Here is a 26260-nt window from a genome sequence, read left to right on the forward strand (position 1 = left end):
TAAAGTATGAAAAACATACGTTTGCGCCCATTAGTTACAGCGATTTTATTAACAGGGTGTTCGACTCAAGTATTTGCACATTTAGGACTTAACCTATCTGTAGATATACGCTCATTAACAATGGGGAATGCGGTAACTGCAGACCCACCGGGGATCAGTGCGATTCATTTTAACCCTGCCGGGTTAACTAAACTCAAAGGTTTGCAAACTGATGTACAGGGAATTATTGCAAACTTTGATGTACAGCGTGAATTTTCAGCCCCTCCTGGTTATAACGTGTTTGGGTATTCTGATGATCCTCTCATCTGTAATGATACGCCAGATAATCCTTCAAGTCTTTGTACAGATTATAAGGATTCAGTGCGTGGGGACGTGGAATACGCAAGTTTATATATTCCTATTCTAAAGAAAGTGGTGGATTTGGGGCCCGGTTGGCCAGTTTTAGCACCAACGGGTGGTATTTCTTATAATCCCCCTGGCTCAAAATTGACCTATGCAACAGCTGCATATGCTCCAATGGTTGCAGGCTTTGGTTCGGAAGATGGCAATCCTGGTAATTTTATGGGGCAACAAGTTGCGATTGAAAGGATAACCTACTTATCTCCATCTGTTGCCTACCAAGTCAGTGATGAACTGTCTATTGGTGCTTCAATAGGAATGTCATATAACGCAATGGCATTAAAAACCGATTTAAGATTTCCGAATGAAATGATCGGCGTTTTACGAATGATTGATGAGTCTGTTTGTGGTCCTTTCCGAAATAATTCAAATGTGATTACTGACCTCCTGCTATTTGGTATTTGTAATGCCGATGAAGGAATGAATCCTTTTGGCCAATTCGGAAAAATGCAGGTTAGTCTGGAGCAGAGTTTAAGTCCAAGTTATAACTTAGGCTTAATGTGGGAACCTACAGAGAATTTTGGTTTTGGTATGGTTTATCAAAGCTCAGCTAAAATGCGTATGAAAGGTAAATACTTTATCGACAATGCTAATGCACCACGAGAGCTGATAAAAGGTTTGAACTCTTCGGCAACAGGGCAAATTCTTGCTGCGATTTTAGGTTTTCCTGGTTATATCCCACCAACTGAATCTGGTTTGATTTCAATGGATTTGGAATATCCAGCTCACTTCCAAGCGGGGATAAAATATAAGGTTTTACCTGATTTACAGGTAAACTTTGACGTGGGCTGGACAGATTTTAAAGCATGGGAAAAGTTTCAGTTCGAATTCGATCGGCAAATTTCAGCATTAAAAATTGCAAAATTATTATCTAATCAAGTTACAGATACATCATTGGCTTTTCCATTGGGCTTTAAGTCTCCATGGAGTTGGGGTATCGGTGTTGAGTATTCTGCAAATGATCGCTTAAAGCTTCGTGCAGGTTATGAACCTCGTGCTAGTGCAATCCCAGATGATAAGCGTAATACCATGGTTCCGATTAACAATGCGCAATTATTTGGTTTAGGTTTGGGCTATCGTTTTGATGAAGATACGGATATTGACTTGTCTGTGGGTTTCCTGCGTAGTCGAGATAATATTCCTGCAAACACAAGTAGTTTGGCAAACAAAACAGGGGTAGATAACTTGCTACTGAACCCTTATGCTGGTTTAAATGTAAAAACCAATACAAAAGTTACAATTCTAGGGATTAACTACAGAACGAGATGGTAATGCGTTTAAACCTTGAAAAAAAAACAGTCGTAACCTCTTTGTGGCTAGCTTTAAGTTTTAGCTCAGCCACATCTGTTTCTTATGCTGCCAATTTTTATACCATTATTGGCCCTGATGGGCATCCAATGATTGTTCAGAAGCCTGAAACTAGTCCCAAAGGGGAAGTAAAGCAAAAAAACAAACAAATACAAGAAACTAAACAAATACAAGAAACTAAAGTTATAAAGCCAAATGTGCAAGGGATAGAAACCCTACCTGTAGTTAAACATAATCAGAAAGAGATTGAGCCGAAGAGTGCTTCATTGACTGTTCCGACTTCTCAGCCTGCCAGCCAACCTCCTTTAATGGATAACAACAAAGCTAAAGCTCAAATGAATCCTGTTCCGGCAACAGATCAGTCTTCATCGTCAGTATCACGAAAAACAACTCCTCAACTTGTCGTCGAACAGTCTTCACGGAAGCCCATTAGTACTGTTCAACAAAAAAATAAAGTCGAAAAACTAGCGAAAGAGAGTACACCACGCCAAGATGAAGTAAAGATCAATCAAGAGGTTGTGCCGAAAAATACTCAACCTGTAGAAGATCAGCATTTTACTGTCATTGATGGTGAAAAATATGTAAATAATGAGTATTTAGAAGATCGCGAATTCAATTTAGAAGGTAAAAAAAGATTTTATATGACGCCAGAAATTGGCGCAGTTCATGGGCGATATGAAACTATTGAACGACAAAAAGGGCTTAGTGCGAGTCTTTTAAACCGTATTCGTGGGAATTCAGAATCTGAAGAAAAGAAGCCCGTTGTTTTATCTTCTACCTATTTTCGTTTAGCTAAAGATGAGGTTGTTCAAAATTTAGAACAATCATGTTTCTCTGGAAAAAAATTAGTTAAAGCGAAAGATTTATCAATAAAAAATCAAGAAATTGGGCTTTGGCCAGTCGCACCAATTAAAGAAAGTTTTGCCTATGAAGTGGTGAAATTAGACCCTAAAGTGCAAAATGTATTATTAACATCGTATGCATCTTCTTCAAAGATCCAAAGTTATTATTGGCCATTAGTTGTATTTTTAGATGGACAAGGTTGTGTCCTTGAAGGTGTGAGTGGTTTTAAAAATGATGAATCTCACGACAATAATTTACAATACGCAGCGATGGAAGGCGTTTTAAGAAAACCTGATCAGGCAGTATATCTATTTTTAACACCATTATCCTCAGCATTAGATGTGGAAAATAAACAGTTAACAAATCATGGACAAATTAAGCTGAGTGTTATTCAGTAAGGATGAAAATATGAAAAAAAGATTATTAGCCCCTTTCGTTTTAACGAGTTTAGGCTTAGCACTCGCAGGTTGTGGCGGTGAAAGTTCGACAGTGAATGAAGATCCTTATAAAGGCATTAAAACGTATTCAAATGGTTGTGATGCTGATACTACAGAAAAATGTTTAGGTTTTTATGTTGACTATCCTGTTGATGGTTTAAATTTTGATTGTAGTACCGATACGAAAAATCATTATGTAACTAAACTTGAGGGTGGGTTAGCACTTGGTGGTTGTTTAATTGGAGATAAAGCGAAGTTCTTTATCCAAGGTTCTGAATCGGAAAGAAAAATCATTTTAGGTGATGTTGATCTTGCAAAAATTCGTCCGTTGAAAGTTCGTGGTCAACCTGCTGCTATTGGCTTGATTGATATTGCAAGTGCCATGACAGGTAAACAACCAGAAAGTATGACCATGAGTGATGATACGTTCAAGGTGATGGTTGGGTTGGTCCGAGTTTTCCAAGCGATAGGATTGGAACAGGATGCCAATCAAATAGGGGATGTACAACCAATTGAATTATCAGATAATATTAAAAATAATTTAAAAGCAGTTGATGCCAATATTGTCGTAACTGATTTTATTAATGGCAGTTATGTTGCAAAACTAAAACCATGGATCAATGTAGAAGCTGTTAATGAGGCTTCGGCAATTGCGACTGCGCAACGTTTGGTTCAACAGTCACTGGTTAATATTTATTCGACAAATTTCCTTATATTTAGTGGTGCGAACGTTGATATTCAAGGCTTTACAGGTAAAAGTGATTTAAGTACCAAGAATGAATCTATTGCCAACATGTATGTTGTTACTGACCGTCAAGGCTATACCTCAGGATATGCTATGCAATGGGTTGGCGTACCTCAAAAAGTGGAAGAGAGTACAATTGCTGACTCACTGTTAAAATTTTTACTGCTAAATCAAGTTGTTCCACAAAAACTTAATGTAAATGCCCAACAAGGTTGGATTAACCCACTCACACGTAAAATTACATCTCCACTTGTGTTTAAAAAAGATCAAAGTTCAACGGATAAACTTGAAATTTATCAGGGAGCTTTGCTGAATAATACCAATGTTGCTGGCACAGAGTATATGTATAAGCGAGCAACAGGCGCAACAACAGCACCTACCGATCCAACAGTATACGGGAAATGGCGTCAAACTTTAAATGGTGATCAGCTTTCTGGGGGGATTGATATTTATAAAACTAATCCTGCTAATTACTTAGATCGCAAAGTTTTCCTGACTAAAAATACAGTAAAAACTGGTGAAAAATATTACTTCCCACTGTATGCAAATATTACATTTACGTTTGATAACAAAGAAGTTTCTCCAAATACGCAAACACTCGGTATTGTGATTGATGAAAATGGAGATATACGTACCAATTTAGGTAAAAATAGTGCTCTAAATTCAGATACATGTGCTGATGTAGATCCAAGCACTTATATTGACAAAGAAACAGGGGTACAACAATATCGTATTGGAACCACAGGTACAGCCTATATTAATGGGAATGTTGAAAAGTCGATTACAATGCGTATGATTTTAGCAAATCCTGTATTTGGCAGCCTTGATGGTGCATTAGCAGGTTTAAATGAAACATTAGTGATTACACCAACTAGCGGTTCATCTAATGATGATTTAGCCAAAGCATCTGTATCTTCTGGTGGTATACGTTTAAATCTTCAGAGATTAATCAATGAACAAAACACATCCAGTGGTGTAAATATTACCAGTTGGAATGGGGATCAAACGATTACTGCAACATGGGTAAATCTACAGGCAGTTTATCAATCAATCTATAACAATGTTGAAGCAAATAAAGAGAAAGTTACAGCTGAGCAAAAAGAGTTAGCGAAACGTTTATCGGGGACATTAACTGTAAGTTTACCGCAGTGTTATAGCATTAAAACCAAGTAATTTATGTCGATTAAAAAGCCTCAATTCAAGTGATTAGAATTGAGGCTTTTTTTACTCATATTTTTAATACTGGGCAGTTGATCAAAGGAATATCTATTCGATATTATCCTGTTTGGTCTAATCGAGTGCCCAAAGTTTCAAGATGCATTGGAAATGTATTGGTTTTACGGTCTTCAAAATAATGTCTTAAGGTGCGTTCTACACTTGGAAAAGCTAAATCGTTCCAAGGAATTTCATGTTCATCAAATAAACGACTTTCAATGGTTTCTTCACCAGCACCAAATACACCATCTTTTATTTGTGTTTTAAATAAAACATAAACTTGCCCAATCCGTGGAATATTATACATGCAGTAAAGCTGTTCAATCTCAACCTCAGCTTCAGATTCTTCACGTGTTTCACGAGCTGCGCCTTGTTCCATGGTTTCAAATAGTTCCATATAACCAGCAGGCAAAGTCCATAGTCCATAACGTGGTTCAATAGCACGCCGACAGAGTAAAACTTTATTTTCCCAGATCGCCAGTGCACCACAAATAACTTTGGGGTTAATATAATGAATGGTGCCACAGTGTGTACAAACTTTACGGATTTTTTGATCACCTAAAGGAATTTTTTCTATGGTTGTATGACCACATGCACTGCAAAAACTCATAAGCTTCATTAAAAATGTGAGATAACTCAGCATAACTGAAAAATTCTACTTTCGCATCATTTATAGCCTTATCGATAAAATTTCCTATATGATAGAACAAGAACAAAAAGATAGAGTGAGATCAATGAAGGATGATGAGCTAACCCAAGTATTGCAAAATAGATTACGTTTTGGCAAAAGAACCTATCCAGCCAATGCCGCAGTGCTCATTGCTATTACTCAAGAAGCTGATCCTAAAATTTTGCTGACAAGACGTTCTGCTTACTTATCAAATCATGCTGGAGAAGTTTCCTTTCCTGGTGGTAAACGCGATCCAAATGATACCAGTAATATCGTTGTGGCTTTGCGAGAAGCATGGGAAGAAACCGCACTCAATCCATTTGATGTCAAGCTGATTGGTGATTTACCCATGGAGCGGGCAAAAAGTGGAATAACGGTAAAACCTGTGGTGGGATTAATCCCGCCTGACATTCAGTTGATTGCTCAGCCAAGTGAAATTGATCGTATATTCTATGCCCCGATTAAAAAAATGATGGAATCACAGCCTATTCCTTATGAAGTACGTTTGGCACATCAATCGGTGTATTTTCCCAGTTTAAGAATTGAAAATGAAATCATTTGGGGTTTAACCGCTCGAATTCTGATTTCATTATTTAAATATGGTTTGGATTATCAAAAAAACTGGCCGTTTTTATTGAACTCTCCATCTTTTAAGTCACAAATATTCAATAAGAAGTAATGCTAAAAAGTTATGATCAAAGTCAATGGTCTCAAAATATCTCAAAGGAATGTAATACCATGATGTATAAATTTAAAGGTTTTGCACCACAAGCTTTACATGCACCTTTTGATGGTTGGATTGCGGATAATGCTACAGTGATTGGCCAAGTGGAACTCGGGCAACAAGTCAGTGTATGGTTTGGTGCAGTCATTCGTGCGGACAACGCTAAAATTCATATTGGGAATTTTAGTAATGTTCAAGAAAATGCCGTTTTACATACAGATACAGGGATTGAATTAATCGTTGGCGATTATGTGACCATCGGGCATCAAGCCATGTTGCATGGTTGTACGATAGGCGATAATAGTTTAATTGGTATTAACGCTGTAGTTTTAAATCATGCTGTGATTGGTAAAAATTGTATCATAGGTGCAAATAGTTTGATTCCAGAAGGTAAAGTTATTCCTGATAATTCCTTGGTGGTGGGTTCGCCGGGTAAAGTCGTGAGAACTTTGGATGAGAATGCGGAGAACTTATTAAAAATGAGTGCTTTGCATTATGCCTCCCATTACAAGAATTTTATTGATTTAGAAGAGTTTAAATTTGAATAAATGATTAGTTTTAAAATTTGTCACTTAAATGCCAAGCACAATGTCTTGGCATTTTTATAGATTATTTTGATCTAATGGATTTTATCTGACAGGCTTTATCTCTAAGCTCTCGCGCTATTGAAATGAGTGGAGTATCATAGGCAACATTTTTAACATGGTAAGGTTGTGCATGAAATTGCTGGCATTGGAAACTGCCAATGAGCAGTGTTCCGTTTCGATTGTTGATGAAACTCAAACACTCTATTTTCAACTTGATACGCGAGCAAAAGCACAAACTCAAACCATTTTGCCGATGATTGAGCAAGGTTTTGAGCAAAATAAAATTTCCAATAAAGACTTGACTGCAATTGCATTTAGTCGTGGACCAGGCTCTTTTAGTGGTGTACGTATCAATGCAGCTGTGACTCAAGCTTTGGCATGGGCAAATGATATTCCTGTGATTCCAGTTTCAACCTTGCAAGCGCTGGCTCAAGCTGCTTATCGTCAGGCCCAATTGACTGAAGTGACCGCTGTTTTAGATGCGCGTATGCAGGAAGTCTATATGGCAAGTTTTAAGCTTGACCAAAATAACATTATGCAACTTGTAGACGAAGAAAAATTATTGGACTATCAACACGCTGCGGAATATCAAAAATATATCTTGATCGGTTCAGGTTCAGCTTTGGTGAATGTTGAGGCAATAGCGTTTCAACAAATTGCTGCTTCCGCTGATGATATTGCCACAATTGCGCGTCAAAATGCACTGCAAAAGCAATGGTTCAGTGCAGAGCAGGCCTTACCTGTATATTTACGTGATAATGCATGGAAGAAAATTCCAGAACAAGGTAAACCATAATCGTTTTTCGCTTTAATTTTTAGGATTTCACAATGGATCTTTTACTGCTACTCAAAGCAGCCATTATGGGTATTGTTGAAGGTATTACCGAATTCTTACCTATTTCAAGTACAGGGCATTTAATTCTTGCATCCGAGCTAATGAATTTCTGGACCAAAGAAAAGAGTGATTTATTTGTTGTTGCCATTCAAATGGGCGCGATCGCTGCAGTGATTTATGAGTATTGGAGCAAGCTTTGGGGCGCAGCAACTGGTTTGTTTTCAGGTGAACCGAAAGGCCGTCATCTTGGGATCAGTATTATTGCGGCCTCTATTCCAATTATGCTTGTTGGCTTGACATTTGGGGATATCGTAAAAGAGCTGCTGTTTAATGATATTTCTGTTGCGATTGGTTTGATTGTCGGTGGTTTAATCATTTGGTGGGTTGAAAAAAATCCTCCAAAAGTCAATGCAGTTGAAGTGGATAATATTTCTATTAAAGAAGCCATTTATATTGGTTTAATCCAAGTATTGGCGCTTATTCCGGGAACTTCACGCTCAGGTGCAACCATTATTGGTGGCATGATGTTGGGTGTATCCCGTAAGGCTGCGACTGAATTTTCATTTTTCCTTGGCATACCTGTAATTGTCGGCGCAGGTTTATTAGATCTTTTTAAGAATTACCATATTTATGAAACGACACAAGATTGGACTGTATTCTTTGTGGGTCTTATCGTTTCTTTTGTTTCTGCTTTAATTTTGATCCGTATTTTGGTGGCTTATGTTTCTAAGCGTGATTTCATGGTCTTTGCTTGGTATCGTATTGCTTCAGGTTTGTTGATTTTATTGTTTGCATTAACAGGTTGGAAATTATGGTAAGCGAAATTCGCTTATTTACTGAATCCACATTTTTTGAGAAAGCACAGTCCTACCAAACTGTGCTTTCTTTACGTGGTGTCATAGTAAACATTGCAACAATTGAAAACCTCAATGCACGGTTTTTAAGGCTGAACCCTGAACTTGCCTTGTGTGTCGATGAACAAGGTTTAAGCCTGTGCGCCAATGGCATGAAAATGCAACCTGACTGGAAAGCTGAAATCCCACGTTTAAAACGTGCCAGTTTAAAATCTGAAATGATTGCACGGGCATGTAGTATTTCAGAAAAACCAAACTTAATTGATGCAACTGCGGGTCTAGGACATGACGCATTATTGATGGCACATTTAGGGGCAAAAATAACCCTGATCGAACGTCATCCAATTTTATTTACTTTACTGGAAGATTCAAAAAAACAGCTAGAAAACGATCCATTTTTAGCCAAAGTTGTTGAGCGTATTGATTTGGTTTTTTCTGATTCAGCTGAATATTTACAACAATTGATAATCACGCATCAAACTGTTGATGTTGTTTATTTAGATCCGATGTTTCCGCAACGGGATCAAAATCAGCAAGCCATAAAAAAACAGGCTCAAGTCAAAAAGCAAATGCAGCTATTACACATGCTTTTACCAGAAGATGGTGAAATGGATTTAGGCGATCATCTTTTAGTCCTAGCACGGCAAATTGCGAAGCGAGTTGTGGTAAAACGTCCTAGACTGGCTGTATTTTTAAATGATCAGGCAACCGATCATCAATGGCAAGGTGATGCTTGTCGTTTTGATGCCTATTTTAACAGCAAACTTATTGAGTAATTTGGTAACTGTTTCAATAATAGTCGAATTATTGATATATAGTTAAATCAAAGATTGATAATTTTTTAGCCAAGCCTAAACTAGATAGGCTGATTGAAGCCACTGCCTTAACAGAATCTTTATGATAGATCTTAAACCCTCGATTAACTTTTGGCATGATTTGAAAAGTAACCAACGTGCAGGGATTTGGTTATTCTTAGGTTCGCGAAAGTCTTTACAAATTGTTCGTCCATCTATTCTTCAACTGATTTTTTGGGGACTGTTGGGTGCAGGTGCCAATACACTGTTTAGCTGGTTAGTTGCTGGTGATGGTGGTGTTTTTAATCGACAGGGTCTTGTCAGCTATGCATTGTGGCCTTTTATTGCGTTGATTGTGGGGATTTTCCTATCACAACGTACCAATAATCCACGCTTGATGTTGGTTCCAGCACTGTTATGGTTAGTGCTTGATACGCATATAATGTTGTTTCAATGTTTGCTTCAATATTTGGGCAACCAAGATCTACTGCCTTATTTCACTTATGATGTGATCCCATTGCTATTTTTTGCTTTGTTTATTTGGCAAAGCCTTGCTGTAGTATGGGTTTTTTCAAGAGAATTACAATGGCCATGGTGGGAACGTGCCTTAATCATGTTTGCTACAATAGCCACTTTGTTCACTTGGCAGGTTTCGATCAAGGAACAGCCAATTTGGAAAGTAGAAGAAGTTCCTCCAAGTCTCAGTGAAAGTGCTTTTTATGCACAAAGTCATTTGCTCAATAAAGCATTGGAACAGGTGCAGTTTGGTGAGTTTGCTCAAACACATTGGTACTTTTTGGGTGTTGCGGGTGCTAGTTATCAAGACGTGTTTAAATTTGAAATTGATCGAATTAAAGAACAATTTGATACCCGTTTTGGAACTTTTGGACGCTCTGTTGAGTTGGTTAATAACCCACAAAGCATTAAAGACACTCCTATTGCATCTAAAACCAGTATCGACCTTGCTTTACGCCGTATTGGTCAACAGATGAATCGCGAAAGTGATGTATTGTTTCTTTATATGACTTCTCATGGCTTACCTAATCGTTTTGAACTAGAAAATGAACCGATTAATTTGGATGATGTCGATCCAAAATGGTTAAGAGAAACCCTAGACAAATCGGGTATTCGTTGGAAAGTGATTGTGATTTCAGCCTGTTATTCAGGTAGCTTTGTTTCAGCACTCCAATCACCAGATACTTTGATTATTACTGCTTCTGCAGCAGACCGTGCTTCATTTGGTTGTTCAAATGAAGCTGATTATACTTATTTTGGTCGAGCTTTCTTTGATCAGGCAATGCGTGAACAAGGCTCTCTCAAAGCCGCATTTAAAGAAGCGACTGAAACAGTTGAGAAATGGGAAAATGCACAAGGCTTTGATCCATCTGAACCGCAATGGGTGATTGGGAAAAATATGGAAATGATGTTACCGCAATTGGAACAACATTTATTTCCACAACAAGGGGCTATTACTAGTGCTCAAACTCAAAATGTAAAACTGAATACACAACAAAAGCCATGATAAATAGCGGCGCTTTAAATGCGAAAGCAAAAGCGCTTTTAATTTATATTTAGGTTGATTGTATTGATGCTTTAAGACTGTAGTTCTAAACAATTTAAAGATCGAAATATGGAGCGATACGTGAATGGAACTTTTAAGTAAAAATATCTGTTTTGATGGTGAACAAAGAATTTACCAAATTCAGTCAAATTATTTAAAAGGGGCAACGAAGTTTGCGACATATCTTCCGCCTCAAGCATTAAAAGGACAGAAATGTCCTGCATTATTCTATTTAGCAGGACTGACTTGTACGGAAGAAACCTTTATTATTAAAGCACATGCGCAACGCTTGGCATCTCAGCTTGGCTTAATCTTGATTACACCAGATACATCGCCTCGTGGTGAACAGGTTGCGCAAGGTGATTCATGGGATTTGGGACAGGGTGCCGGATTTTATATTAATGCAACTCAAGCACCTTGGGCTGAGCATTTTCAGATGGAAAGTTATATTGTAGATGAACTTTATCCATTACTGATAAAAACTTTTCCAATTCAATCTGAGGCAGTGGGAATATTTGGTCACAGCATGGGCGGGCATGGCGCATTAACACTTGCTTGGAAACATCCAAATTATTTTAAATCAGTGTCCGCATTTGCCCCGATTTGTGCGCCTACTGAATGCCCTTGGGGTGAGAAGGCTTTTTCTCATTATTTAGGATCGAATAATCGTTTAGAATGGGCAAAGCATGATGCAACCCAGTTACTGCTTTCTAAAGGTCAGTTATTTGACGAAATACTTATCGATCAAGGCTTAAAAGATCAGTTTTTTAGTCAATTGAATCCTGAGAAATACCAGAAAGCCTGTAATAAAGTAGGGCAAAAAATCACATTAAGATTTCATGAAGGCTATGATCATGGTTATTATTTCATTCAAAGCTTTATTGATGACCATTTACAGTTTCATGCTTTGCAATTGCAAAAATAGTTGGGTCACCTAACAAAAAATTAAATTTTGAGTAAAAGTAAACTATAGTTTACTTTTACTCTATTTCTTTCAGCTTAGAAAAAATATAAACTACTTTTTGAGGTTTTATTTCATATCATTTTAGATTGTCATTAAATAATTTAAATAAAGAGAAGAATATGCAAGAACAAATACCGCCTCCATTTCCAAGTCATTTGAATTTGGAAAAGGGCGCTACACCACCAGAAATACAGCAACCCATAGACCAGCAGTATCCTAAAATTCATCGTTTTAAATTTCACGGTGATGCGATGGAATATTTTGGTATATGGATTGTGAATATCCTATTGACCATCATCACCTTAAGTTTGTATGCACCTTGGGCGAAAGTGCGTCGTTTACGTTATTTTTATGGCAATACTGAATTCTTTAAAAGACGTTTTGACTTCACGGGTATTCCAACCAAGATTTTAGTTGGACGATTGATTGCATTGGGTATTTATGCAGCCTTTTCAATTTCCTCGCAGTATTCCATGATTGCAACGGTAGTTGGTCTAGTTGTGCTATATGCAGCAGTACCTTGGCTTATTCGGGCAACAATGCGCTTTACTGCAAGAAATAGTAAGTTTGGAAATAGTCGTTTTTATTTTGCGGGAACCACAAAAGAATCCTATAAAGTCTTTTTTCTTAGTATTTTAATTTATATTTTTAGTTTAGGTATATTTTCTCCTGTTGCGATCTGGTTGTATAAAAAATACTACATTGATCATTTATATGCAGGTCAGTTGGATTTTAAATTGAATGCCGATTGGTCAGCTTATATGGGTGCAGTCTACATTCCAATTTTTATGTCTTTTGGAATCATGCTTGTATTTGGCATTATCTATTTTGGTATTATCGGTTTTATTGCTGGGTATACACCAAACTTTTTTATCTTTGGTGTCTTTGCAATGTATGCTGTGGCAGGTTTGTTTATTTATCCATTGATCGCAGCACGTATTTTTATTACTACATGGAACAATACAACGGTGGGGAGTAGCCAATTTAAAACAGATTGTAATCAATGGCGTTATGCATGGATTGTGGCATCAAATTGGCTGGTTAAAATTCTAAGCATTGGTTTAATGTCTGCATGGGCGGCAATTCGTATTCACAAATATCAAGTTGATTCGATGAGTTTAATTTTGCATGATGATCCAGATCAAATGATGAATCTTGCACAGCAAGAGCAAAGTGCTTTAGCTGAAGAAATTAGTGACATCTTCGACATTGATATTTCTTTATAATGATATGAGTTGAATAATTTATGTCACGACCAATAGAAGTCATTTTCTATGATGGTGTGGTGTCTAAACCACACCATGCCCAACTTTCTGCTCAATCTGAGTTCGAAGTGCTGATTCAGTATGGTGAGCGTTTAGAGCATCAACGCCGTTATGCATATCGCGATATGGAATTAATTGGCGCACTGGGGCAATTAAATCCTGCGATTGAGCTTAAAGATGACGCTAGGATTGAGTTTCAGGGGGCTTTACCAGAATGGTTTAATTTTGGGACTAAAAATGTTCAGCATTCAATTTGGAAATTAGAACGTTCTCCAAGTTTAATTGTATTCAGTATCGTCTTTGTCGCGGTTTTTGTTTTTGCTTTAGTGAAATGGGGTGTTCCAGCAGCATCACATTATGTTGCTTTTCAGCTGCCTGAAAATAGTTTGAATAAATTAGGTGATGAAGCGGAAAAATATGTATTGAATAATTGGACTAACCCCAGTCATTTGGCACAAGGTCAAAAAGATCTAATTTCCAAGCAATATCTAAATACCATCGCTGAAGGAAAACCTGCAAAATTGGTCTTCCGTGAAGGTGGGCAATTGGGTGCCAATGCAGTGGCTTTACCCAACAATACCATTATTATCACTGATGAGTTGATTGAAATGGCGCATAGTGATCAAGAGATTTTAGGTGTATTGGCTCATGAGCAAGGGCATTTGGTTGAACGGCATAGTTTACAACAAGGCTTGACCAGTCTGGGGTTGAGTGTGTTGTATATTGCCATGACGGGTGATAGTTCAGACCTATTGACCTCGTTACCTGCCGCGATGATCGGTGCAAATTATTCACGTAAATTTGAAGCTGAGGCGGATATGTATGCGCTGAAATTGATGGATCGTAAAGGCATTGAAGTGTCTCATTTTGCGAATTTCTTACAACGCTTAAGTGATGAAACTGCACTGGAAGAAAAACCAAAGCAATCAGGTAAAACAGCAGAAGCTGATAAAAAAGCGGATCCAAATAAAAAACAACCTCAAAATGAATCTAGTGAAAAAGAAAGCTCTCTAGAGATTTTTGATGCCTTATCTTCACATCCTGCAACTGAAGAACGCGTTAAAATGGTTCGTGATTTTGAGAAAAAACAACAGGCTAAACCTTAAGCAGTATAGATAAGCGATGTTTTATCTATAGATTGTGCAAGGTGGTGGTGACTTGATCTAGGGCTTAATGAAGCCCTTTATTTTTTTGTATTTTCTCAAAAGATTAGATTATTCGCTAAAACCCATATCATCAAGTAATAGACAGTCACTCATTCAATCAGATTAATTGCTATGACCTGATAAATGACCAAGATAAGTAAAACTGTTGCTTTTTAAAACAACCCAATAAGGTAAGTTTGTTATAATGGGAAAAATATTTCTCTTTGCCAGGTTGTTTCATGTCCAAGCCATTTCTGATTGCACCTTCAATTTTATCTGCCGATTTTGCCCGTCTGGGTGAAGATGTGGAAAAAGTATTGGCAGCTGGTGCAGATGTTGTCCACTTTGATGTCATGGATAACCACTATGTTCCAAACCTAACTTTTGGTGCGGGTATATGTAAGGCATTAAAGAAATATGGGATCAAAGCCCCGATTGATGTGCATCTTATGGTTTCACCTGTGGATCGTATGATTGGTGATTTCTTAGAAGCAGGCGCAGATATTATTACTTTTCATCCTGAAGCAACACATCATATTGACCGTTCATTACAATTGATTAAAGATGGTGGTGCTAAAGCAGGTTTGGTATTTAATCCAGCAACACCTTTGCATTATCTCGACTATGTTTTAGATAAAGTGGATCAAGTGCTTTTAATGAGTGTAAACCCTGGCTTTGGCGGCCAAAAATTTATTCCAACGACTTTGGATAAATTACGCGAAGCGCGTAAAATTATTGATGCTTCAGGTCGTGACATTCGGTTAGAAATTGATGGCGGTGTTGGCCCAGCAAATATCCGTGAAATTGCTGAAGCAGGAGCTGATATGTTTGTTGCTGGTTCGGCGATTTTTAGTAAACCTGATTATCAAGCTGTGATTAACGAAATGCGTGCTGAATTAGCAAAAGTTGGACAAGTTTCGGCTTAAACTTTTCCACAAGTGTATTGTGTGAATTGTGGATAACTCTGATGATAACTATATGGATAACCATGTTGATAAGCATATGGATAAGCTGGGTATAGATTAATCAAAGGGTGATCAATCGTTTATCATGTATGCAATTTCTGTTTAAAAAGAGCCCAAATGGGCTCTTTTGTTATAAAAATTATCTGCTCTTCATCAATTTGATTATTCATTTTTTATTCAAAGTAGAATTGATGCTAAATTATTCAGTGATATTGGCAATCTTTCCACATGATATTTGCCAAAATCGTTATTATTGGCTATGCTCTTAGCTTCATTATGGATTAAAACATAGGTTTTAGTTTTGTTTAGACAACTGCACAAACAGCTTTGGTTTGTTTGTCTTATGGTTTTTGCCATAGGTTGGAGCAGTGTGTCTATTGCATCTGTAAATATGATGCAACATGCGCAAATGATGAATGCATCACTTTTAGATGAACATCAATCGATGATGAAAAACAGTACTGTAAAAGAAATGAAACAACACTGTTTAGACATACAACAAAAACAAAATGATCAAAAATTGCGTCTCAATCATGAGCAGCAGGTGCAAAATTTAAAAGATTGCCATAATCTACAGGTTCAATCTCAAGATACGCAGCAGAGCAAATGCCTAGACTGTGCTGCCTTATCATGCCAATCTTCAGTGGTTTGGTTCAATCCTGATATTCCCAAATTGATTGCACCCGATCATCTGCACAACACTCAAGCCTATCAAATCAATTACCAAGCTCAGCACCTCGCAGGGCATTGGCAAGAAATCCTACGTCCTCCAAAAGCTTAATCTGATTTTAGACACTTTTTTATTCAAAATTGCTTGTTAAAATTTAGGTTAAGTTATGTTTATTCAGTTATCTCAAAAGCGATTAGCTCAAAGCTTGGTTGCGACATTGTGCTTGGTCTCCTCAACTTGGGGAATTGCCGCAATCAAAGAATATCAACTCAGCATTGATGAAGGAATCGTCAATGTAACAGGTAAACCGGTAAAACGAATTACTGTAAATGGCCAGTTTCCCGCACCACTTTTAGAATTTGAAGAAGGTGATGAAGCGGTGATTCGTGTTAAAAATAATTTAAAGAATCAGGATTCATCGATCCACTGGCATGGCCTATTATTGCCCGGCATTATGGATGGTGTACCTGGCTTTAATGGTTATAACGGGATCAAACCCAACGAAGAATTTGTCTATAAGTTCAAAGTTCGTCAGAGTGGAACCTATTGGTATCATGCCCATTCAAAAGGCCAAGAACAGGATGGTTTATATGGTTCTTTAGTGATTTATCCAAAGAATAAAAAACCGCTGGCAGCGCATGAACGCACAGATCGTGATTATGTGGTGATGTTGTCGGATTTCCATGAGCAAACCAGTGACCAGATCCAAAAAAATCTAAAGGTTTCCGCAGAATATTATCAAAATCGACGTGAAACATTAGGGGATGTTTGGAAACAGTTACAACGTGATGGTTTAAAAGCAACATGGTCTGATCGCAAAATGTGGAATCAGATGCGTATGTTAAAAACAGATATGTCTGATGTGACGGGTTACACCTTTCTTGTAAACGGGAAAACGCCTGAACAAAATTGGACAGGTCAGTTTAAGCCAAATGAAAAAGTTCGACTCCGCTTTGTGAATGCATCGGCAATGTCGTTCTTTGATGTACGCATCCCTCAGCTAAAAATGACAGTGGTCAGTGCCGATGGTCAACCAGTAAAACCTGTGAGTGTGGATGAGTTTCGTATTGGTACAGCAGAAACCTATGATGTGATTGTTGAACCTAAAATCAGTCATTATCAGATCGAAGCAGAGTCTATTGACCGTTCAGGATTTGCGATTGGAACACTCCACAATGAATTAACAGCAAAAAGTGCTGCTATTCATATGCCTGCTGCTCGTCCACGTGCTCTGCTAACTATGGATGATATGGGAGGTCATGGTGGCGGAGGGATGGATCACTCCAAGATGAGTATGGGTGATATGTCAGGCATGGACCATTCAAAAATGAGTGCTGACGATATGCAAGGCATGGACCATTCAAAAATGAATACTGATGCTATGCAAGGCATGGATCACTCGAAAATGAGTGCGAATGATATGCAGGGCATGGACCATTCAAAAATGAGTGCTGATGCTATGCAAGGTATGGACCATTCAAAAATGAGTGCTGATGCTATGCAAGGTATGGACCATTCAGAAATGAATGCCAATGATACGCAAGCTATGGATCATTCACAGCATAGCAATTCATCGGCAGCTCAAAAAAATGACCAAGTGGTTTATGGTTGGGCAAATGCATCGACGCCGCAAGGAGATAAAGCACTGCAATACAGTGATTTAAAATCACTAACCCCTCAACCTGATACTCGTGATGCCACCAGTGAATTGGTGATTCGCTTAGGCGGAACCATGGAGCGTTATGTTTGGACGATCAATGGTAAAAAATTCAGTGATGCTGAACCACTCAAAGTGAAATATGGCGAACGTATCCGAATTAAATTTATCAATGACAGTATGATGGCGCATCCAATGCATTTACATGGCATGTTTATGCAACTGGAAAATGGTCAGCCTGCTGTGGATATGCCCAATAAACACACCATTGTTGTACCACCTGCAAAAACAGTTACAGCATTATTAACCGCTGATGAATTGGGTGAATGGGCAATCCATTGTCATTTGCTCTACCACATGAGTGCAGGGATGATGAATAAATTGATTGTTGCCAATGTGAGTGATGGCAAAGTGTCCACCCAGCCAGTTCAAACAACAAATACCACTCAAAAGGCTGAAGTGAAAGGGGACGAACATGCAAATCATTAATCTTTTTTCTAAATCAGCTCTGGCAAGTTCATTACTTATGCTGAGTGGTTTGGCTTTGGCCCATGAAGGGCATCAGATGCAAAGTGATGAGAGTATTGCGACTGAATCAACTGTAGTGACTGATTATTCAAGCATGGATCATTCAAAAATGAATCAGTTGGATAAGCAAAGCAATGTTGTAGATCATACACAGCATCAAGCGATTACAACCACTAAGGGGGCGGAAAGCGTAGCTTCGCATAGTACCCATGATCATGGTAAAGAACATGGTGCGCAGGTTTATCAGCGAGTGACTATTGATAATGCTTGGATGCTGGATGAAGATGGAAAAGGTACTTTAGATTCATCTTTAGAGTTACGCATAGGTACTGATGAAAATAAGTTATTCATTAAAGGGAGCTCCAGTAAGGCTGAATCAGACAAAATAGAATATGATCTAAGTGCCCTCTATAGCCGTAACATTGCTGATTTTTGGGATGTACAGGCGGGTGTGCGTTACAGTGATAATCCTGAGCGAACCACTGATCAGGAACGTGTAGATGCGGCTTTGGGTTTACACGGCTTGGCGCAGTACTTTTTTGAAACAGATGCTTATCTGTATTTCGGACAGGACAGTCAGGTTGCATTTAGCCTAGAAACTGAACGTGATTTATTATTGACACAAAAGCTGATTTTAAAGCCTTATTTAGATTTAAATGTGGTATTTAGCGATGATTCACGCTATGCCCAAAAAACAGGCCTAAACAGTATTAAAACAGGTTTAGAAACCCGTTATGAAATTACAAAAAAGGTGATGCCTTATGTGAGTGTGGCCTATACATATTCTAAAGGTAAAAAAGAGACAGCATGGCAAACTGCAACTAAGTCCGAATCAGGTTGGTTATATGGTGCAGGTCTGCGTTTTAGATTCTAAGCTTTAGTTTTTTGTATAAAGCAAAAGGTCACTTCTTTAGGAGTGATCTTTTACGTTTCTGCAATGCCAGCGACACATTCAAGCTGATTATTTACAAACTTAAATTCCATTCCATGCTCTGTATCTAAATCATAGTGAATAGAGAGGGTTAAGCTATCGGGTGCGCTCACACGCAAATTTAACATGGTCTGAATATAAGGATTATGGGATTCCACATCCTGAATATTCAATGCAGCCTTACCGGATTTTTCTGGATTTTCATAATAATGTGCATAAAGCTTTTGATAGCGTTCAAAAGCATGTTGCTGAATGGTCTGAATATGTTGTTCAATACTGTTGATAAATAATTGGTAGATTTTTGCAAAAGCGTTGAGTTGATCAAGATTGGGTGCTTCTTCGATCTCTTCGCCATCTTCATCAAACTCTTCCCCTAAGAAAATCTCCCGATCAGCATTTTGATTAAAAAAACAATGTGAAAAAAATGTTTCTGAACTAAACCCAGCCCAGCTCGGGTGGATATCACCCCAATAATCATGTTTCATGGTTTTGATTCCTGATTTTTATATTTAGCATGCTTGATCATAAAGTAAGCCTCACGAAAAAAAATTATTCGAAATGTAAAAAAGGTCAAATTTTGTAAATTTTAATAAACTCCTCAACATGAGTTGATATAATTAGCGTTCTTCAGGAGGAACGACCTCCCTCAATTTGAGAAAAATCGTCAGGACGGCCTGATTCTAATTTAAATTTGGAGCTGGTCATGGCTTGGGTTTTTCTTATTTTCGCAGGTATCTTTGAAATCGTTTGGGCATATAGCATGAAATTGTCCGAAGGTTTTACAAAGCTTACACCAAGTATTGTCACCTTATTTTTCATGATTTTAAGCTTTGGTCTATTGGCATATGCGATGCGTACTTTGCCATTGGGAACTGCTTATACCATTTGGACTGGGATTGGAGCGATAGGCTCATTCTTGGTTGGTATTTTTATTTTAGGCGAACCTGCAACAGCAATGCGTATGTTCGCTGCTGTACTGATTGTTTCTGGCTTAGTTTTAATGAAACTTTCTTCGTCTTAATTTATTTAAATATTTAAGTGCTATTTCTGTAGGAGGTAGCACTTTTTTTATGTGTAGTTCATGGTGTAATCAATATTGGAAACACCCAATAGAAAATGGTGAATATATAATGGCATGGGTTTTATTGGCAGTTGCTGGTTTGTTTGAAGTGGTTTGGGCATATTTTATGAAGGTGTCTGATGGGTTTACTAAATTGACACCTAGTATTTTGACCATCATCTTTATGATCGCAAGTTTTGCTTTACTTTCTTATGCAATGAAAACATTACCACTTGGTACCGCTTATACGGTGTGGACAGGGATTGGTGCGATTGGTTCATTTGCCGTCGGAATTTTCTTTTTAGGTGAACCAGCCTCAGCGATGCGGATGTTGGCTGCTGTATTGATTATTTCAGGTCTTATTTTGATGAAATTATCTTCAAGCTAAGTTAAGCTGTTGCTGAGTTGGAAAGGGAATAAGGACATGCAACTTGCATTTATGGAAATGAGTTCCCCAGTCGGGATATTAAAATTAGTCGCCCATGATCATGCCTTGGTTGCAGTACTTTGGGAAAATGAAAATCCTAAACGGGTTCGTCTGGCTGAATTAATTAAAAACAATACGCATCCAGTTTTGTTGGAGACGGCGAAACAATTGAATGAATATTTTCAAGGAAAAAGAACCCAGTTTGATTTACCGCTAGATTTTGCGGGGACTGAGTTTCAGCAAAAAGTTTGGCAAGCTTTATTGACGATTCCATTTGGTGAAACGCGTAGCTATAAAGAGATCGCAGAACAGATTGGAAATGTCAAAGCGGTTCGGGCAGTGGGTGCAGCGAATGGTAAAAATCCCATCTCTATTATTGCACCATGTCATCGTGTGGTCGGGGCAGATGGTAAATTAGTGGGTTTTGCGGGTGGGTTGGATAATAAGGATATTCTTTTAAAAATTGAACAAGTGCCATAGACTCAACGCTATTTATTATTACATTACAATTTAAAATGCTTGCTCAAATTTTTACATCATTCTTATCAAATCTAGGTTGGATCGTTTTACTTTTCGTTGCGATTACGCTAGTTAAATTATTTAAGCCCTTTTTAAAAGGGAAAATAGGTGAATTTGCTGTCAGTACCCATGTAAAAGTCTATTTAGATAAAGAAAATTATATTTTATTAAATGATTGTACTCTGCCTGATGCGCAAAATCAGACCACCCAAATAGATCATATTTTATTAAGTCTTTATGGTGTTTTTGTCATTGAAACAAAGAATTATAAAGGTTGGATATTTGGTGGCGAGCGTCAAAAGATTTGGACACAAAAGATTTATAAAAAGAGCTATAAGTTCCAAAACCCATTACATCAAAATTATAAGCATCAAAAAGTTTTAGAAAGTGTGCTCACAGATATTGTTGATTCCACTCAGATCCATTCAATCGTGGTTTTTATGTCTGATTGCGAATTTAAAACCAAAATGCCAAACAATGTCTTTCGTGGTGCAGGTTGGACAGATTATGTAAAACAATTTAAGCAAATCAACATTCCTCCAATGAAATTAAAACGTATTCAGTATCGTCTAGAGAAAGAAATTTTAGAAAATTCGTGGAAAACCAATCGCCAACATATACAAAGTCTTAAAGATAAATATACTGAGAAATGAACATATTACGCATAATCAACATTCTACAGATTAAATTATATTTTTTGTATGATTGGATGCTTATATTATATCTATGGCATTAAGTTCAGTAGAGGATGAAGCGAAAATTCATTCATCCTCCACTTTAGACTTTAACCATTTCCATTGCCCATTTTTAAATTGATACGTGTCGACCCACCATCTTGCGCCACCTCGACATGAGCTGGTCATTTGTTTCTTGTGGGTAATCAGTTTGAGATCCGTCAATCCAGAACACTGTGCATGACTAAAATCAATTTTTCCTTGGTTCAACACTTGATAGTCTTTACTTTTAGGTTGATAGAGAAAAATATCAAAAATTGAATAAACCCCCATTCCCATATCAGGTGTAGACACAGCAATATCGGTAAATCCATCAAAATTGTAGTCTTGAAAATGAATTTGTCTTTTACGTTCAAATGGTAATTCTGCAAGATCAAATGCTTGCTGTTTAGCCGGTGTTTGAATGATGAGTTGACCTGATTCGTCATCGCCATCTTTAAAAATAAAATGGGTTTTTTGCCCATTCACTACATCGTTAATATTGCGACTTACAGTTTGTTGTTGAGGTTGGGCAAATGCGAATGGGGTTAAAAGTAAACTTGATAGCATTATTGTCGTGAGTGTTTTATGCATTGTTATTCTCGTTGTCATTCCCATTGTTTTAGGGGATTTCCAAGTTTCAGCTGTTTATTGAAACTTGGATGCTATTTTCAAAAGTGCAGAGTAATATTCAACATTTAAAAGCGCTTTGGAATTTTTTGGCCACCTTCAATCGGCGTTTCGGCATTTTTTAATACACCAAATAACCATGTTTCAGCATGTTGTACCGCGATTTTAAGCGGATCTCCTAGTGCTAAACGTCCTGCAATAAAGCTTGCCAATGAACAACCTGAACCATGGTATTCACCTTCTAAACGGGGACATTTAGATTCAGCGATCATTTCACCGTTCACATATAAGGCATTACGAATATAGTTTGGGGTATCTTCATGACCACCTTTTACCAGAACAGCTTGTGCGCCCATTTCAAACAGCTTGGCTGTGGCTTTTTCTATGTCCTGTTCTGCTGTTAATGCACGTAATTCTACCGTATTTGGGGTAATGATTGTTGCCAGAGGAATCAGTTCGATAAAGGCTTTAACCAAGGTCTCTTGATTACCCAGTGAACCACCACTATTTGCCACTAAAACAGGATCAAGTACATATAGATAATCTGGATGTTCACGTAAAAACTCAGCCAGTGCAGCAATATTATCTGTCGTCCCCAACATCCCCGATTTGATGGCTTTAATGGGTAAATCACCAACAACTGCATTGGCCTGAGCAAGCAGTAGTTCTTTGGAGCTGGCTTTAAAACCAAAAACTTGTTGAGAGTTTTGAATGGTTAATGCTGTACAAGCAATTGCCGCATGTGCGCCACTTTGACCAATCGCTTCAATATCAGCCTGTATACCAGCACCACCAGAAGGGTCTAGACCTGAAAAACAAAGTACAGTAGGGCGCACGATGATGTCCTTAATTCACAAATTTACGTTAGTATAGGCAAGTTTGCGAGAACACTCGATAGTAATTTGATAATTGTTTCAAACACAGATTTAAAGGATTGGATGGTGATAAAGAATATTTTAATTGATCTCGATGGCACATTAACCGACCCAAAAGTAGGCATTACGACATCTGCACGTTATGGACTTGCAAAGGTTGGGCATCCGATTCCTGACAGTGAAAATATCGACTGGATTATTGGTCCACCGTTAAAGGCATCATTGGCAAAGCTACTCAAAGTTGAAGCAAATGATATTTTAGCTGAGCAAGCTTTATTAGGTTATCGTGAACGTTTTGCTGTAACTGGCCTATTTGAAAACCATGTTTTTGATGATGTAGTACAAACCTTGGAAGCCTTAAAAAGTAAGGGCTATCGACTGTTTTTAGCCACTGCAAAACCTGAAGTCTATGCACGGCAAATCTTAGATCATTTTGATTTATTAAAATATTTTGATTATCCCTATGGCAGTGAGTTAAATGGCGAGCGCACCAATAAAGGTGAGTTAATCACTTATATCCTTGAAAAAGAAAAGTTAAATCCAAAAGAGTGTTTGATGGTGGGAGACCGGGAACATGATATTTTTGGTGCACGTAAAAATGGCATTGAAACCATTGCGGTAGAATATGGATATGGTTCAAAACAAGAGTTGGACGAAGCAGTGCCGAAAGCAAGAATTGCAAAGTTTTCTGAATTGTTAAATCTGGTTTAAATCTAGGTTATTGGAGTAATTCGAATCAAATTAATCATCCCCAACACATCGATAAGATATTCTCGGTTGGGGATTTTACTTGTAATCACATAGTGAGTAGCAATCACACATTTAAACACGGACTGAATCCCCCGATAATCTTTTAATGTCATTCACTCAATTGGGTAGAGATACCGCATGATGGGGAAGCGTTAAACTCTTAAGTCCATCACCGCTTAATTTAAGATCTACTTGCAGTAAAATTTGGATCTAATGTGGAGAGATATTCAAATCTGCAATGCACCACATCAATCCATCTAAAAATAAAAAATGATGGATTAGCGAACGTCCAAATACAATGATTCCTTAATTTCTTCCATTACAATATAGCTGTGTGAAGAAGCAGAGGAGGGAAGTTTTTTTAGTAAATCACCCAGTAAGCGTCGGTAAGCACTCATTTCTTTTAATCGGGCTTTGACTAAATAATCAAAATCTCCCGAAATAAGATGGCACTCTTGTACTTCTGGTATTTCCATTAAGTCCTTGGCCACTTGTTCAAACACGTCACCAGACTTTGCTGATAAGCTAATTTCTAGAAAAACCAATAAGTTGCGATCAAGATGTTTCGGATTTAGTCGTGCATGATAGCCCATAATGATGCCATCTCGCTCCAAACGTTTGACGCGTTCAGAACAAGGTGTGGTCGATAAACTGACCCGTGAAGCCAACTCGCTGATGGCAATTCGACCCTCATTTTGAAGAATATCTAAAATCATTCGATCTATACGGTCTAATTTACGCATCAATTATTCCCTTTTTTTTAATCATTTTTCACGACAATAAATTAAAACACCTGAATTTTAGCATTAAAAATAGTGAAATAAACTATTGAACCAAAAATATACTAGTGAAATAAACTAGTAAATGCATAAAGGATAAGAAATGCGTGTAATAGTATTAGGTAGTGGTGTGATTGGCGTAGCAAGTGCATATTACCTCGCGCAGCAAGGAGCACAAGTTACAGTTTTAGACCGTCAAGCAGGTCCAGCTGAAGAAACCAGCTTTGGTAATGCAGGTCAAATTTCTCCAGGATATTCGACACCGTGGGCTGCACCCGGTATTCCGTTTAAAGCGGTTAAGTGGATGTTTCAACATCATGCACCACTTGCGATTAATATCGATGGCAGTATGTGGCAGTTACAGTGGATGGCGCAAATGCTTAAAAACTGTAACTCAGAAAGTTATGCGATTAACAAAGAACGTATGACACGTGTTGCAGAATATAGCCGTGACTGTTTAAGAGAACTGCGTAAAGATACTGGCATTGAATACGAAAACCGTTCAAAAGGCACGTTGCAAGTTTTCCGTAATGAAGCTCAATTAGAAATGGTTCAGCGTGATATTGCTGTACTCAAAGAATGTGGTGTTCCACATGAGTTATTGCTTAAAGATGATCTTGCTAAAGTAGAACCAGCACTAGAACATGCCAAAGATAAATTGGTCGGTGGTTTACATCTTCCAAATGATGAAACAGGCGACTGCTATTTATTTACCAATGCTTTAGCCAATTTAGCCAAAGGTTTAGGTGTCGAGTTTAAATTCAACCAAAATGTTGAAAGATTGGTGGTTGAAGGTGATCAAATCAAAGGTGTAGTGGTTAATGGTGACGTGTTAACTGCTGATCGCTATGTATTGGCTTTTGGTAGCTATTCACGTGATTTCTTAAAGCCGCTGGAATTGAATTTACCAGTTTACCCAGTGAAAGGTTATTCTTTAACGATCCCGATTGTTGATCCAACATTTGCACCACAATCTACAGTTTTGGATGAAACCTATAAAATTGCGATTACTCGTTTTGATCAACGTATTCGTGTTGGTGGAATGGCAGAATTAAGCGGTTTTAATCATGGTTTAAATGCTGATCGTCGTGGCACGTTGGAAATGGTGACCCAAGATTTATTCCCGGGTGGTGATTTGGCACAAGCGTCATTTTGGACCGGTCTTCGCCCAATGACCCCAGACAGCACACCAATTATTGGCGCAACACGTTTTAAAAATTTATTCCTTAATACAGGGCATGGCACTTTAGGCTGGACCATGGCATGTGGTTCAGGAAAATTAATCAGCGATCTAGTACTTAATCATCAAACTGATATTAGTACCGAAGGCTTATCTATTCAGCGTTATCCACACGCTGCTTAAGTCAGCCACATTGTTAAAACAGTAATCAATAAATTGTTTAGCGATAA

General features: G+C 37.9%; 27 protein-coding genes. 22 read left to right on the forward strand and 5 right to left on the reverse strand.

Annotation, left to right across the window (positions count from 1 at the left end; genetic code table 11):
• Positions 1 to 6: 6 nt before the first annotated feature.
• From filD to filF, 3 genes are read left to right on the forward strand one after another with little or no spacing between them, the layout of a single operon-like run.
• The gene (gene filD / locus AC4CVF_RS00980) at positions 7 to 1671 is read left to right on the forward strand and encodes a putative pilus system OmpP1/FadL family transporter FilD (protein ID WP_336952088.1); all 1665 of its coding nucleotides are present in this window, start codon (positions 7 to 9) and stop codon (positions 1669 to 1671) included.
• The gene (filE, locus tag AC4CVF_RS00985) at positions 1671 to 2948 is read left to right on the forward strand and encodes a putative pilus assembly protein FilE (protein WP_419360698.1); all 1278 of its coding nucleotides are present in this window, start codon (positions 1671 to 1673) and stop codon (positions 2946 to 2948) included. Before filD ends, filE begins: the two co-directional genes overlap by 1 nt.
• A 10-nt stretch (positions 2949 to 2958) precedes the next feature.
• Positions 2959 to 4905, forward strand: coding sequence for a putative pilus system protein FilF (gene filF, locus AC4CVF_RS00990; protein WP_419328204.1), 1947 nt, complete (start codon positions 2959 to 2961; stop codon positions 4903 to 4905).
• A 103-nt stretch (positions 4906 to 5008) separates the two neighbouring features.
• Here filF and AC4CVF_RS00995 read toward each other — a convergent pair whose 3' ends face one another.
• The gene (locus tag AC4CVF_RS00995) at positions 5009 to 5557 is read right to left on the reverse strand and encodes an NUDIX hydrolase (protein WP_336952085.1); all 549 of its coding nucleotides are present in this window, start codon (positions 5555 to 5557) and stop codon (positions 5009 to 5011) included.
• A gap of 124 nt (positions 5558 to 5681) precedes the next feature.
• Between AC4CVF_RS00995 and AC4CVF_RS01000 the strand changes: the two genes are divergently transcribed.
• The 13 genes from AC4CVF_RS01000 (at position 5682) to AC4CVF_RS01060 (ending at position 19040) form a co-directional block, all read left to right on the forward strand.
• Positions 5682 to 6296, forward strand: a complete 615-nt coding sequence (locus AC4CVF_RS01000; RefSeq protein WP_336952084.1) for a CoA pyrophosphatase — start codon at positions 5682 to 5684, stop codon at positions 6294 to 6296.
• 59 nt (positions 6297 to 6355) lie between these two features.
• Positions 6356 to 6889 (forward strand): gamma carbonic anhydrase family protein, encoded by a 534-nt coding sequence (locus tag AC4CVF_RS01005; RefSeq protein ID WP_336952083.1) that lies wholly within the window; start codon positions 6356 to 6358, stop codon positions 6887 to 6889.
• Positions 6890 to 7058: 169 nt separating this feature from the next.
• Positions 7059 to 7724 (forward strand): tRNA (adenosine(37)-N6)-threonylcarbamoyltransferase complex dimerization subunit type 1 TsaB, encoded by a 666-nt coding sequence (gene tsaB, locus AC4CVF_RS01010; RefSeq protein ID WP_419328205.1) that lies wholly within the window; start codon positions 7059 to 7061, stop codon positions 7722 to 7724.
• A gap of 32 nt (positions 7725 to 7756) precedes the next feature.
• On the forward strand, positions 7757 to 8581 hold the full coding sequence (locus AC4CVF_RS01015) for an undecaprenyl-diphosphate phosphatase (RefSeq protein ID WP_336952081.1): 825 nt from the start codon (positions 7757 to 7759) through the stop codon (positions 8579 to 8581).
• Positions 8575 to 9393, forward strand: coding sequence for a class I SAM-dependent methyltransferase (locus AC4CVF_RS01020; protein WP_419328207.1), 819 nt, complete (start codon positions 8575 to 8577; stop codon positions 9391 to 9393). The genes AC4CVF_RS01015 and AC4CVF_RS01020 overlap by 7 nt, the downstream gene beginning before the upstream one ends.
• A 121-nt stretch (positions 9394 to 9514) precedes the next feature.
• On the forward strand, positions 9515 to 10933 hold the full coding sequence (locus tag AC4CVF_RS01025; protein ID WP_490788763.1) for a C13 family peptidase: 1419 nt from the start codon (positions 9515 to 9517) through the stop codon (positions 10931 to 10933).
• 124 nt (positions 10934 to 11057) lie between these two features.
• Entirely contained in the window at positions 11058 to 11897 is an 840-nt protein-coding gene (gene fghA, locus AC4CVF_RS01030; RefSeq protein ID WP_490788764.1) for an S-formylglutathione hydrolase, read from the forward strand.
• A gap of 158 nt (positions 11898 to 12055) precedes the next feature.
• Positions 12056 to 13162 carry a YjgN family protein gene (locus AC4CVF_RS01035; RefSeq protein ID WP_336952078.1) on the forward strand — a complete coding sequence of 369 codons (1107 nt, stop codon included), beginning with the start codon at positions 12056 to 12058 and terminating at the stop codon, positions 13160 to 13162.
• 20 nt (positions 13163 to 13182) lie between these two features.
• A complete protein-coding gene (locus tag AC4CVF_RS01040) occupies positions 13183 to 14307 on the forward strand; it encodes a M48 family metallopeptidase (RefSeq protein WP_336952077.1) in 1125 nt (374 codons plus the stop codon).
• Positions 14308 to 14585: 278 nt separating this feature from the next.
• Positions 14586 to 15272: a ribulose-phosphate 3-epimerase gene (rpe, locus tag AC4CVF_RS01045; RefSeq protein WP_419330484.1), complete on the forward strand. Its 687-nt coding sequence runs from the start codon at positions 14586 to 14588 to the stop codon at positions 15270 to 15272.
• 409 nt (positions 15273 to 15681) lie between these two features.
• Positions 15682 to 16092 carry a hypothetical protein gene (locus AC4CVF_RS01050; protein ID WP_336952075.1) on the forward strand — a complete coding sequence of 137 codons (411 nt, stop codon included), beginning with the start codon at positions 15682 to 15684 and terminating at the stop codon, positions 16090 to 16092.
• A gap of 55 nt (positions 16093 to 16147) precedes the next feature.
• Positions 16148 to 18127 carry a multicopper oxidase domain-containing protein gene (locus tag AC4CVF_RS01055; RefSeq protein WP_490788765.1) on the forward strand — a complete coding sequence of 660 codons (1980 nt, stop codon included), beginning with the start codon at positions 16148 to 16150 and terminating at the stop codon, positions 18125 to 18127.
• Positions 18114 to 19040, forward strand: a complete 927-nt coding sequence (locus AC4CVF_RS01060) for a copper resistance protein B (RefSeq protein WP_419328212.1) — start codon at positions 18114 to 18116, stop codon at positions 19038 to 19040. Before AC4CVF_RS01055 ends, AC4CVF_RS01060 begins: the two co-directional genes overlap by 14 nt.
• A 50-nt stretch (positions 19041 to 19090) precedes the next feature.
• On the opposite strand, the gene AC4CVF_RS01065 is transcribed toward AC4CVF_RS01060, so the two are convergent.
• Positions 19091 to 19582, reverse strand: coding sequence for a DUF6985 domain-containing protein (locus AC4CVF_RS01065; protein ID WP_419360709.1), 492 nt, complete (start codon positions 19580 to 19582; stop codon positions 19091 to 19093).
• A gap of 218 nt (positions 19583 to 19800) precedes the next feature.
• On the opposite strand from AC4CVF_RS01065, the gene AC4CVF_RS01070 reads away from it, so the two are divergent.
• The 4 genes from AC4CVF_RS01070 to AC4CVF_RS01085 all read left to right on the forward strand — a co-directional run bounded on the left by AC4CVF_RS01070 (position 19801) and on the right by AC4CVF_RS01085 (position 21756).
• Positions 19801 to 20118, forward strand: coding sequence for a DMT family transporter (locus tag AC4CVF_RS01070; RefSeq protein ID WP_004723678.1), 318 nt, complete (start codon positions 19801 to 19803; stop codon positions 20116 to 20118).
• A gap of 109 nt (positions 20119 to 20227) precedes the next feature.
• A complete protein-coding gene (locus tag AC4CVF_RS01075; protein WP_336952070.1) occupies positions 20228 to 20545 on the forward strand; it encodes a DMT family transporter in 318 nt (105 codons plus the stop codon).
• A gap of 36 nt (positions 20546 to 20581) precedes the next feature.
• Positions 20582 to 21064, forward strand: coding sequence for a methylated-DNA--[protein]-cysteine S-methyltransferase (locus tag AC4CVF_RS01080; RefSeq protein WP_336952069.1), 483 nt, complete (start codon positions 20582 to 20584; stop codon positions 21062 to 21064).
• 35 nt (positions 21065 to 21099) lie between these two features.
• Entirely contained in the window at positions 21100 to 21756 is a 657-nt protein-coding gene (locus tag AC4CVF_RS01085; RefSeq protein WP_419328214.1) for a nuclease-related domain-containing protein, read from the forward strand.
• A gap of 108 nt (positions 21757 to 21864) precedes the next feature.
• Here the strand turns inward: AC4CVF_RS01085 and AC4CVF_RS01090 are convergent, their stop codons facing one another.
• The gene (locus AC4CVF_RS01090; protein ID WP_336952067.1) at positions 21865 to 22410 is read right to left on the reverse strand and encodes an XAC2610-related protein; all 546 of its coding nucleotides are present in this window, start codon (positions 22408 to 22410) and stop codon (positions 21865 to 21867) included.
• Between the two features lie 104 nt (positions 22411 to 22514).
• Entirely contained in the window at positions 22515 to 23282 is a 768-nt protein-coding gene (locus tag AC4CVF_RS01095; protein ID WP_336952066.1) for a hydroxymethylpyrimidine/phosphomethylpyrimidine kinase, read from the reverse strand.
• 102 nt (positions 23283 to 23384) lie between these two features.
• On the opposite strand from AC4CVF_RS01095, the gene AC4CVF_RS01100 reads away from it, so the two are divergent.
• Positions 23385 to 24032, forward strand: coding sequence for an HAD-IA family hydrolase (locus AC4CVF_RS01100; protein ID WP_419328215.1), 648 nt, complete (start codon positions 23385 to 23387; stop codon positions 24030 to 24032).
• A 317-nt stretch (positions 24033 to 24349) separates the two neighbouring features.
• On the opposite strand, the gene AC4CVF_RS01105 is transcribed toward AC4CVF_RS01100, so the two are convergent.
• Positions 24350 to 24814, reverse strand: coding sequence for an Lrp/AsnC ligand binding domain-containing protein (locus tag AC4CVF_RS01105; RefSeq protein ID WP_004723670.1), 465 nt, complete (start codon positions 24812 to 24814; stop codon positions 24350 to 24352).
• 139 nt (positions 24815 to 24953) lie between these two features.
• Here AC4CVF_RS01105 and AC4CVF_RS01110 point away from each other — a divergent pair, with 139 nt between their 5' ends.
• Positions 24954 to 26213 (forward strand): D-amino acid dehydrogenase, encoded by a 1260-nt coding sequence (locus AC4CVF_RS01110; protein ID WP_336952064.1) that lies wholly within the window; start codon positions 24954 to 24956, stop codon positions 26211 to 26213.
• Positions 26214 to 26260 lie beyond the last annotated feature (47 nt).

This window comes from Acinetobacter sp. LipI_19, from assembly GCF_058242925.1.

What these genes read in the sequence shown, in the direction of transcription:
- filD (WP_336952088.1), top strand. Translation starts at nt 7, where the DNA reads ATGAAAAACATACGTTTGCGCCCATTAGTTACAGCGATTTTATTAACA.
- filE (WP_419360698.1), top strand. Translation starts at nt 1,671, where the DNA reads ATGCGTTTAAACCTTGAAAAAAAAACAGTCGTAACCTCTTTGTGGCTA.
- filF (WP_419328204.1), top strand. Translation starts at nt 2,959, where the DNA reads ATGAAAAAAAGATTATTAGCCCCTTTCGTTTTAACGAGTTTAGGCTTA.
- AC4CVF_RS00995 (WP_336952085.1), bottom strand. Translation starts at nt 5,557, where the DNA reads ATGAGTTTTTGCAGTGCATGTGGTCATACAACCATAGAAAAAATTCCT.
- AC4CVF_RS01000 (WP_336952084.1), top strand. Translation starts at nt 5,682, where the DNA reads ATGAAGGATGATGAGCTAACCCAAGTATTGCAAAATAGATTACGTTTT.
- AC4CVF_RS01005 (WP_336952083.1), top strand. Translation starts at nt 6,356, where the DNA reads ATGATGTATAAATTTAAAGGTTTTGCACCACAAGCTTTACATGCACCT.
- tsaB (WP_419328205.1), top strand. Translation starts at nt 7,059, where the DNA reads ATGAAATTGCTGGCATTGGAAACTGCCAATGAGCAGTGTTCCGTTTCG.
- AC4CVF_RS01015 (WP_336952081.1), top strand. Translation starts at nt 7,757, where the DNA reads ATGGATCTTTTACTGCTACTCAAAGCAGCCATTATGGGTATTGTTGAA.
- AC4CVF_RS01020 (WP_419328207.1), top strand. Translation starts at nt 8,575, where the DNA reads ATGGTAAGCGAAATTCGCTTATTTACTGAATCCACATTTTTTGAGAAA.
- AC4CVF_RS01025 (WP_490788763.1), top strand. Translation starts at nt 9,515, where the DNA reads ATGATAGATCTTAAACCCTCGATTAACTTTTGGCATGATTTGAAAAGT.
- fghA (WP_490788764.1), top strand. Translation starts at nt 11,058, where the DNA reads ATGGAACTTTTAAGTAAAAATATCTGTTTTGATGGTGAACAAAGAATT.
- AC4CVF_RS01035 (WP_336952078.1), top strand. Translation starts at nt 12,056, where the DNA reads ATGCAAGAACAAATACCGCCTCCATTTCCAAGTCATTTGAATTTGGAA.
- AC4CVF_RS01040 (WP_336952077.1), top strand. Translation starts at nt 13,183, where the DNA reads ATGTCACGACCAATAGAAGTCATTTTCTATGATGGTGTGGTGTCTAAA.
- rpe (WP_419330484.1), top strand. Translation starts at nt 14,586, where the DNA reads ATGTCCAAGCCATTTCTGATTGCACCTTCAATTTTATCTGCCGATTTT.
- AC4CVF_RS01055 (WP_490788765.1), top strand. Translation starts at nt 16,148, where the DNA reads ATGTTTATTCAGTTATCTCAAAAGCGATTAGCTCAAAGCTTGGTTGCG.
- AC4CVF_RS01060 (WP_419328212.1), top strand. Translation starts at nt 18,114, where the DNA reads ATGCAAATCATTAATCTTTTTTCTAAATCAGCTCTGGCAAGTTCATTA.
- AC4CVF_RS01065 (WP_419360709.1), bottom strand. Translation starts at nt 19,582, where the DNA reads ATGAAACATGATTATTGGGGTGATATCCACCCGAGCTGGGCTGGGTTT.
- AC4CVF_RS01070 (WP_004723678.1), top strand. Translation starts at nt 19,801, where the DNA reads ATGGCTTGGGTTTTTCTTATTTTCGCAGGTATCTTTGAAATCGTTTGG.
- AC4CVF_RS01075 (WP_336952070.1), top strand. Translation starts at nt 20,228, where the DNA reads ATGGCATGGGTTTTATTGGCAGTTGCTGGTTTGTTTGAAGTGGTTTGG.
- AC4CVF_RS01080 (WP_336952069.1), top strand. Translation starts at nt 20,582, where the DNA reads ATGCAACTTGCATTTATGGAAATGAGTTCCCCAGTCGGGATATTAAAA.
- AC4CVF_RS01085 (WP_419328214.1), top strand. Translation starts at nt 21,100, where the DNA reads ATGCTTGCTCAAATTTTTACATCATTCTTATCAAATCTAGGTTGGATC.
- AC4CVF_RS01090 (WP_336952067.1), bottom strand. Translation starts at nt 22,410, where the DNA reads ATGCATAAAACACTCACGACAATAATGCTATCAAGTTTACTTTTAACC.
- AC4CVF_RS01100 (WP_419328215.1), top strand. Translation starts at nt 23,385, where the DNA reads ATGGTGATAAAGAATATTTTAATTGATCTCGATGGCACATTAACCGAC.
- AC4CVF_RS01105 (WP_004723670.1), bottom strand. Translation starts at nt 24,814, where the DNA reads ATGCGTAAATTAGACCGTATAGATCGAATGATTTTAGATATTCTTCAA.
- AC4CVF_RS01110 (WP_336952064.1), top strand. Translation starts at nt 24,954, where the DNA reads ATGCGTGTAATAGTATTAGGTAGTGGTGTGATTGGCGTAGCAAGTGCA.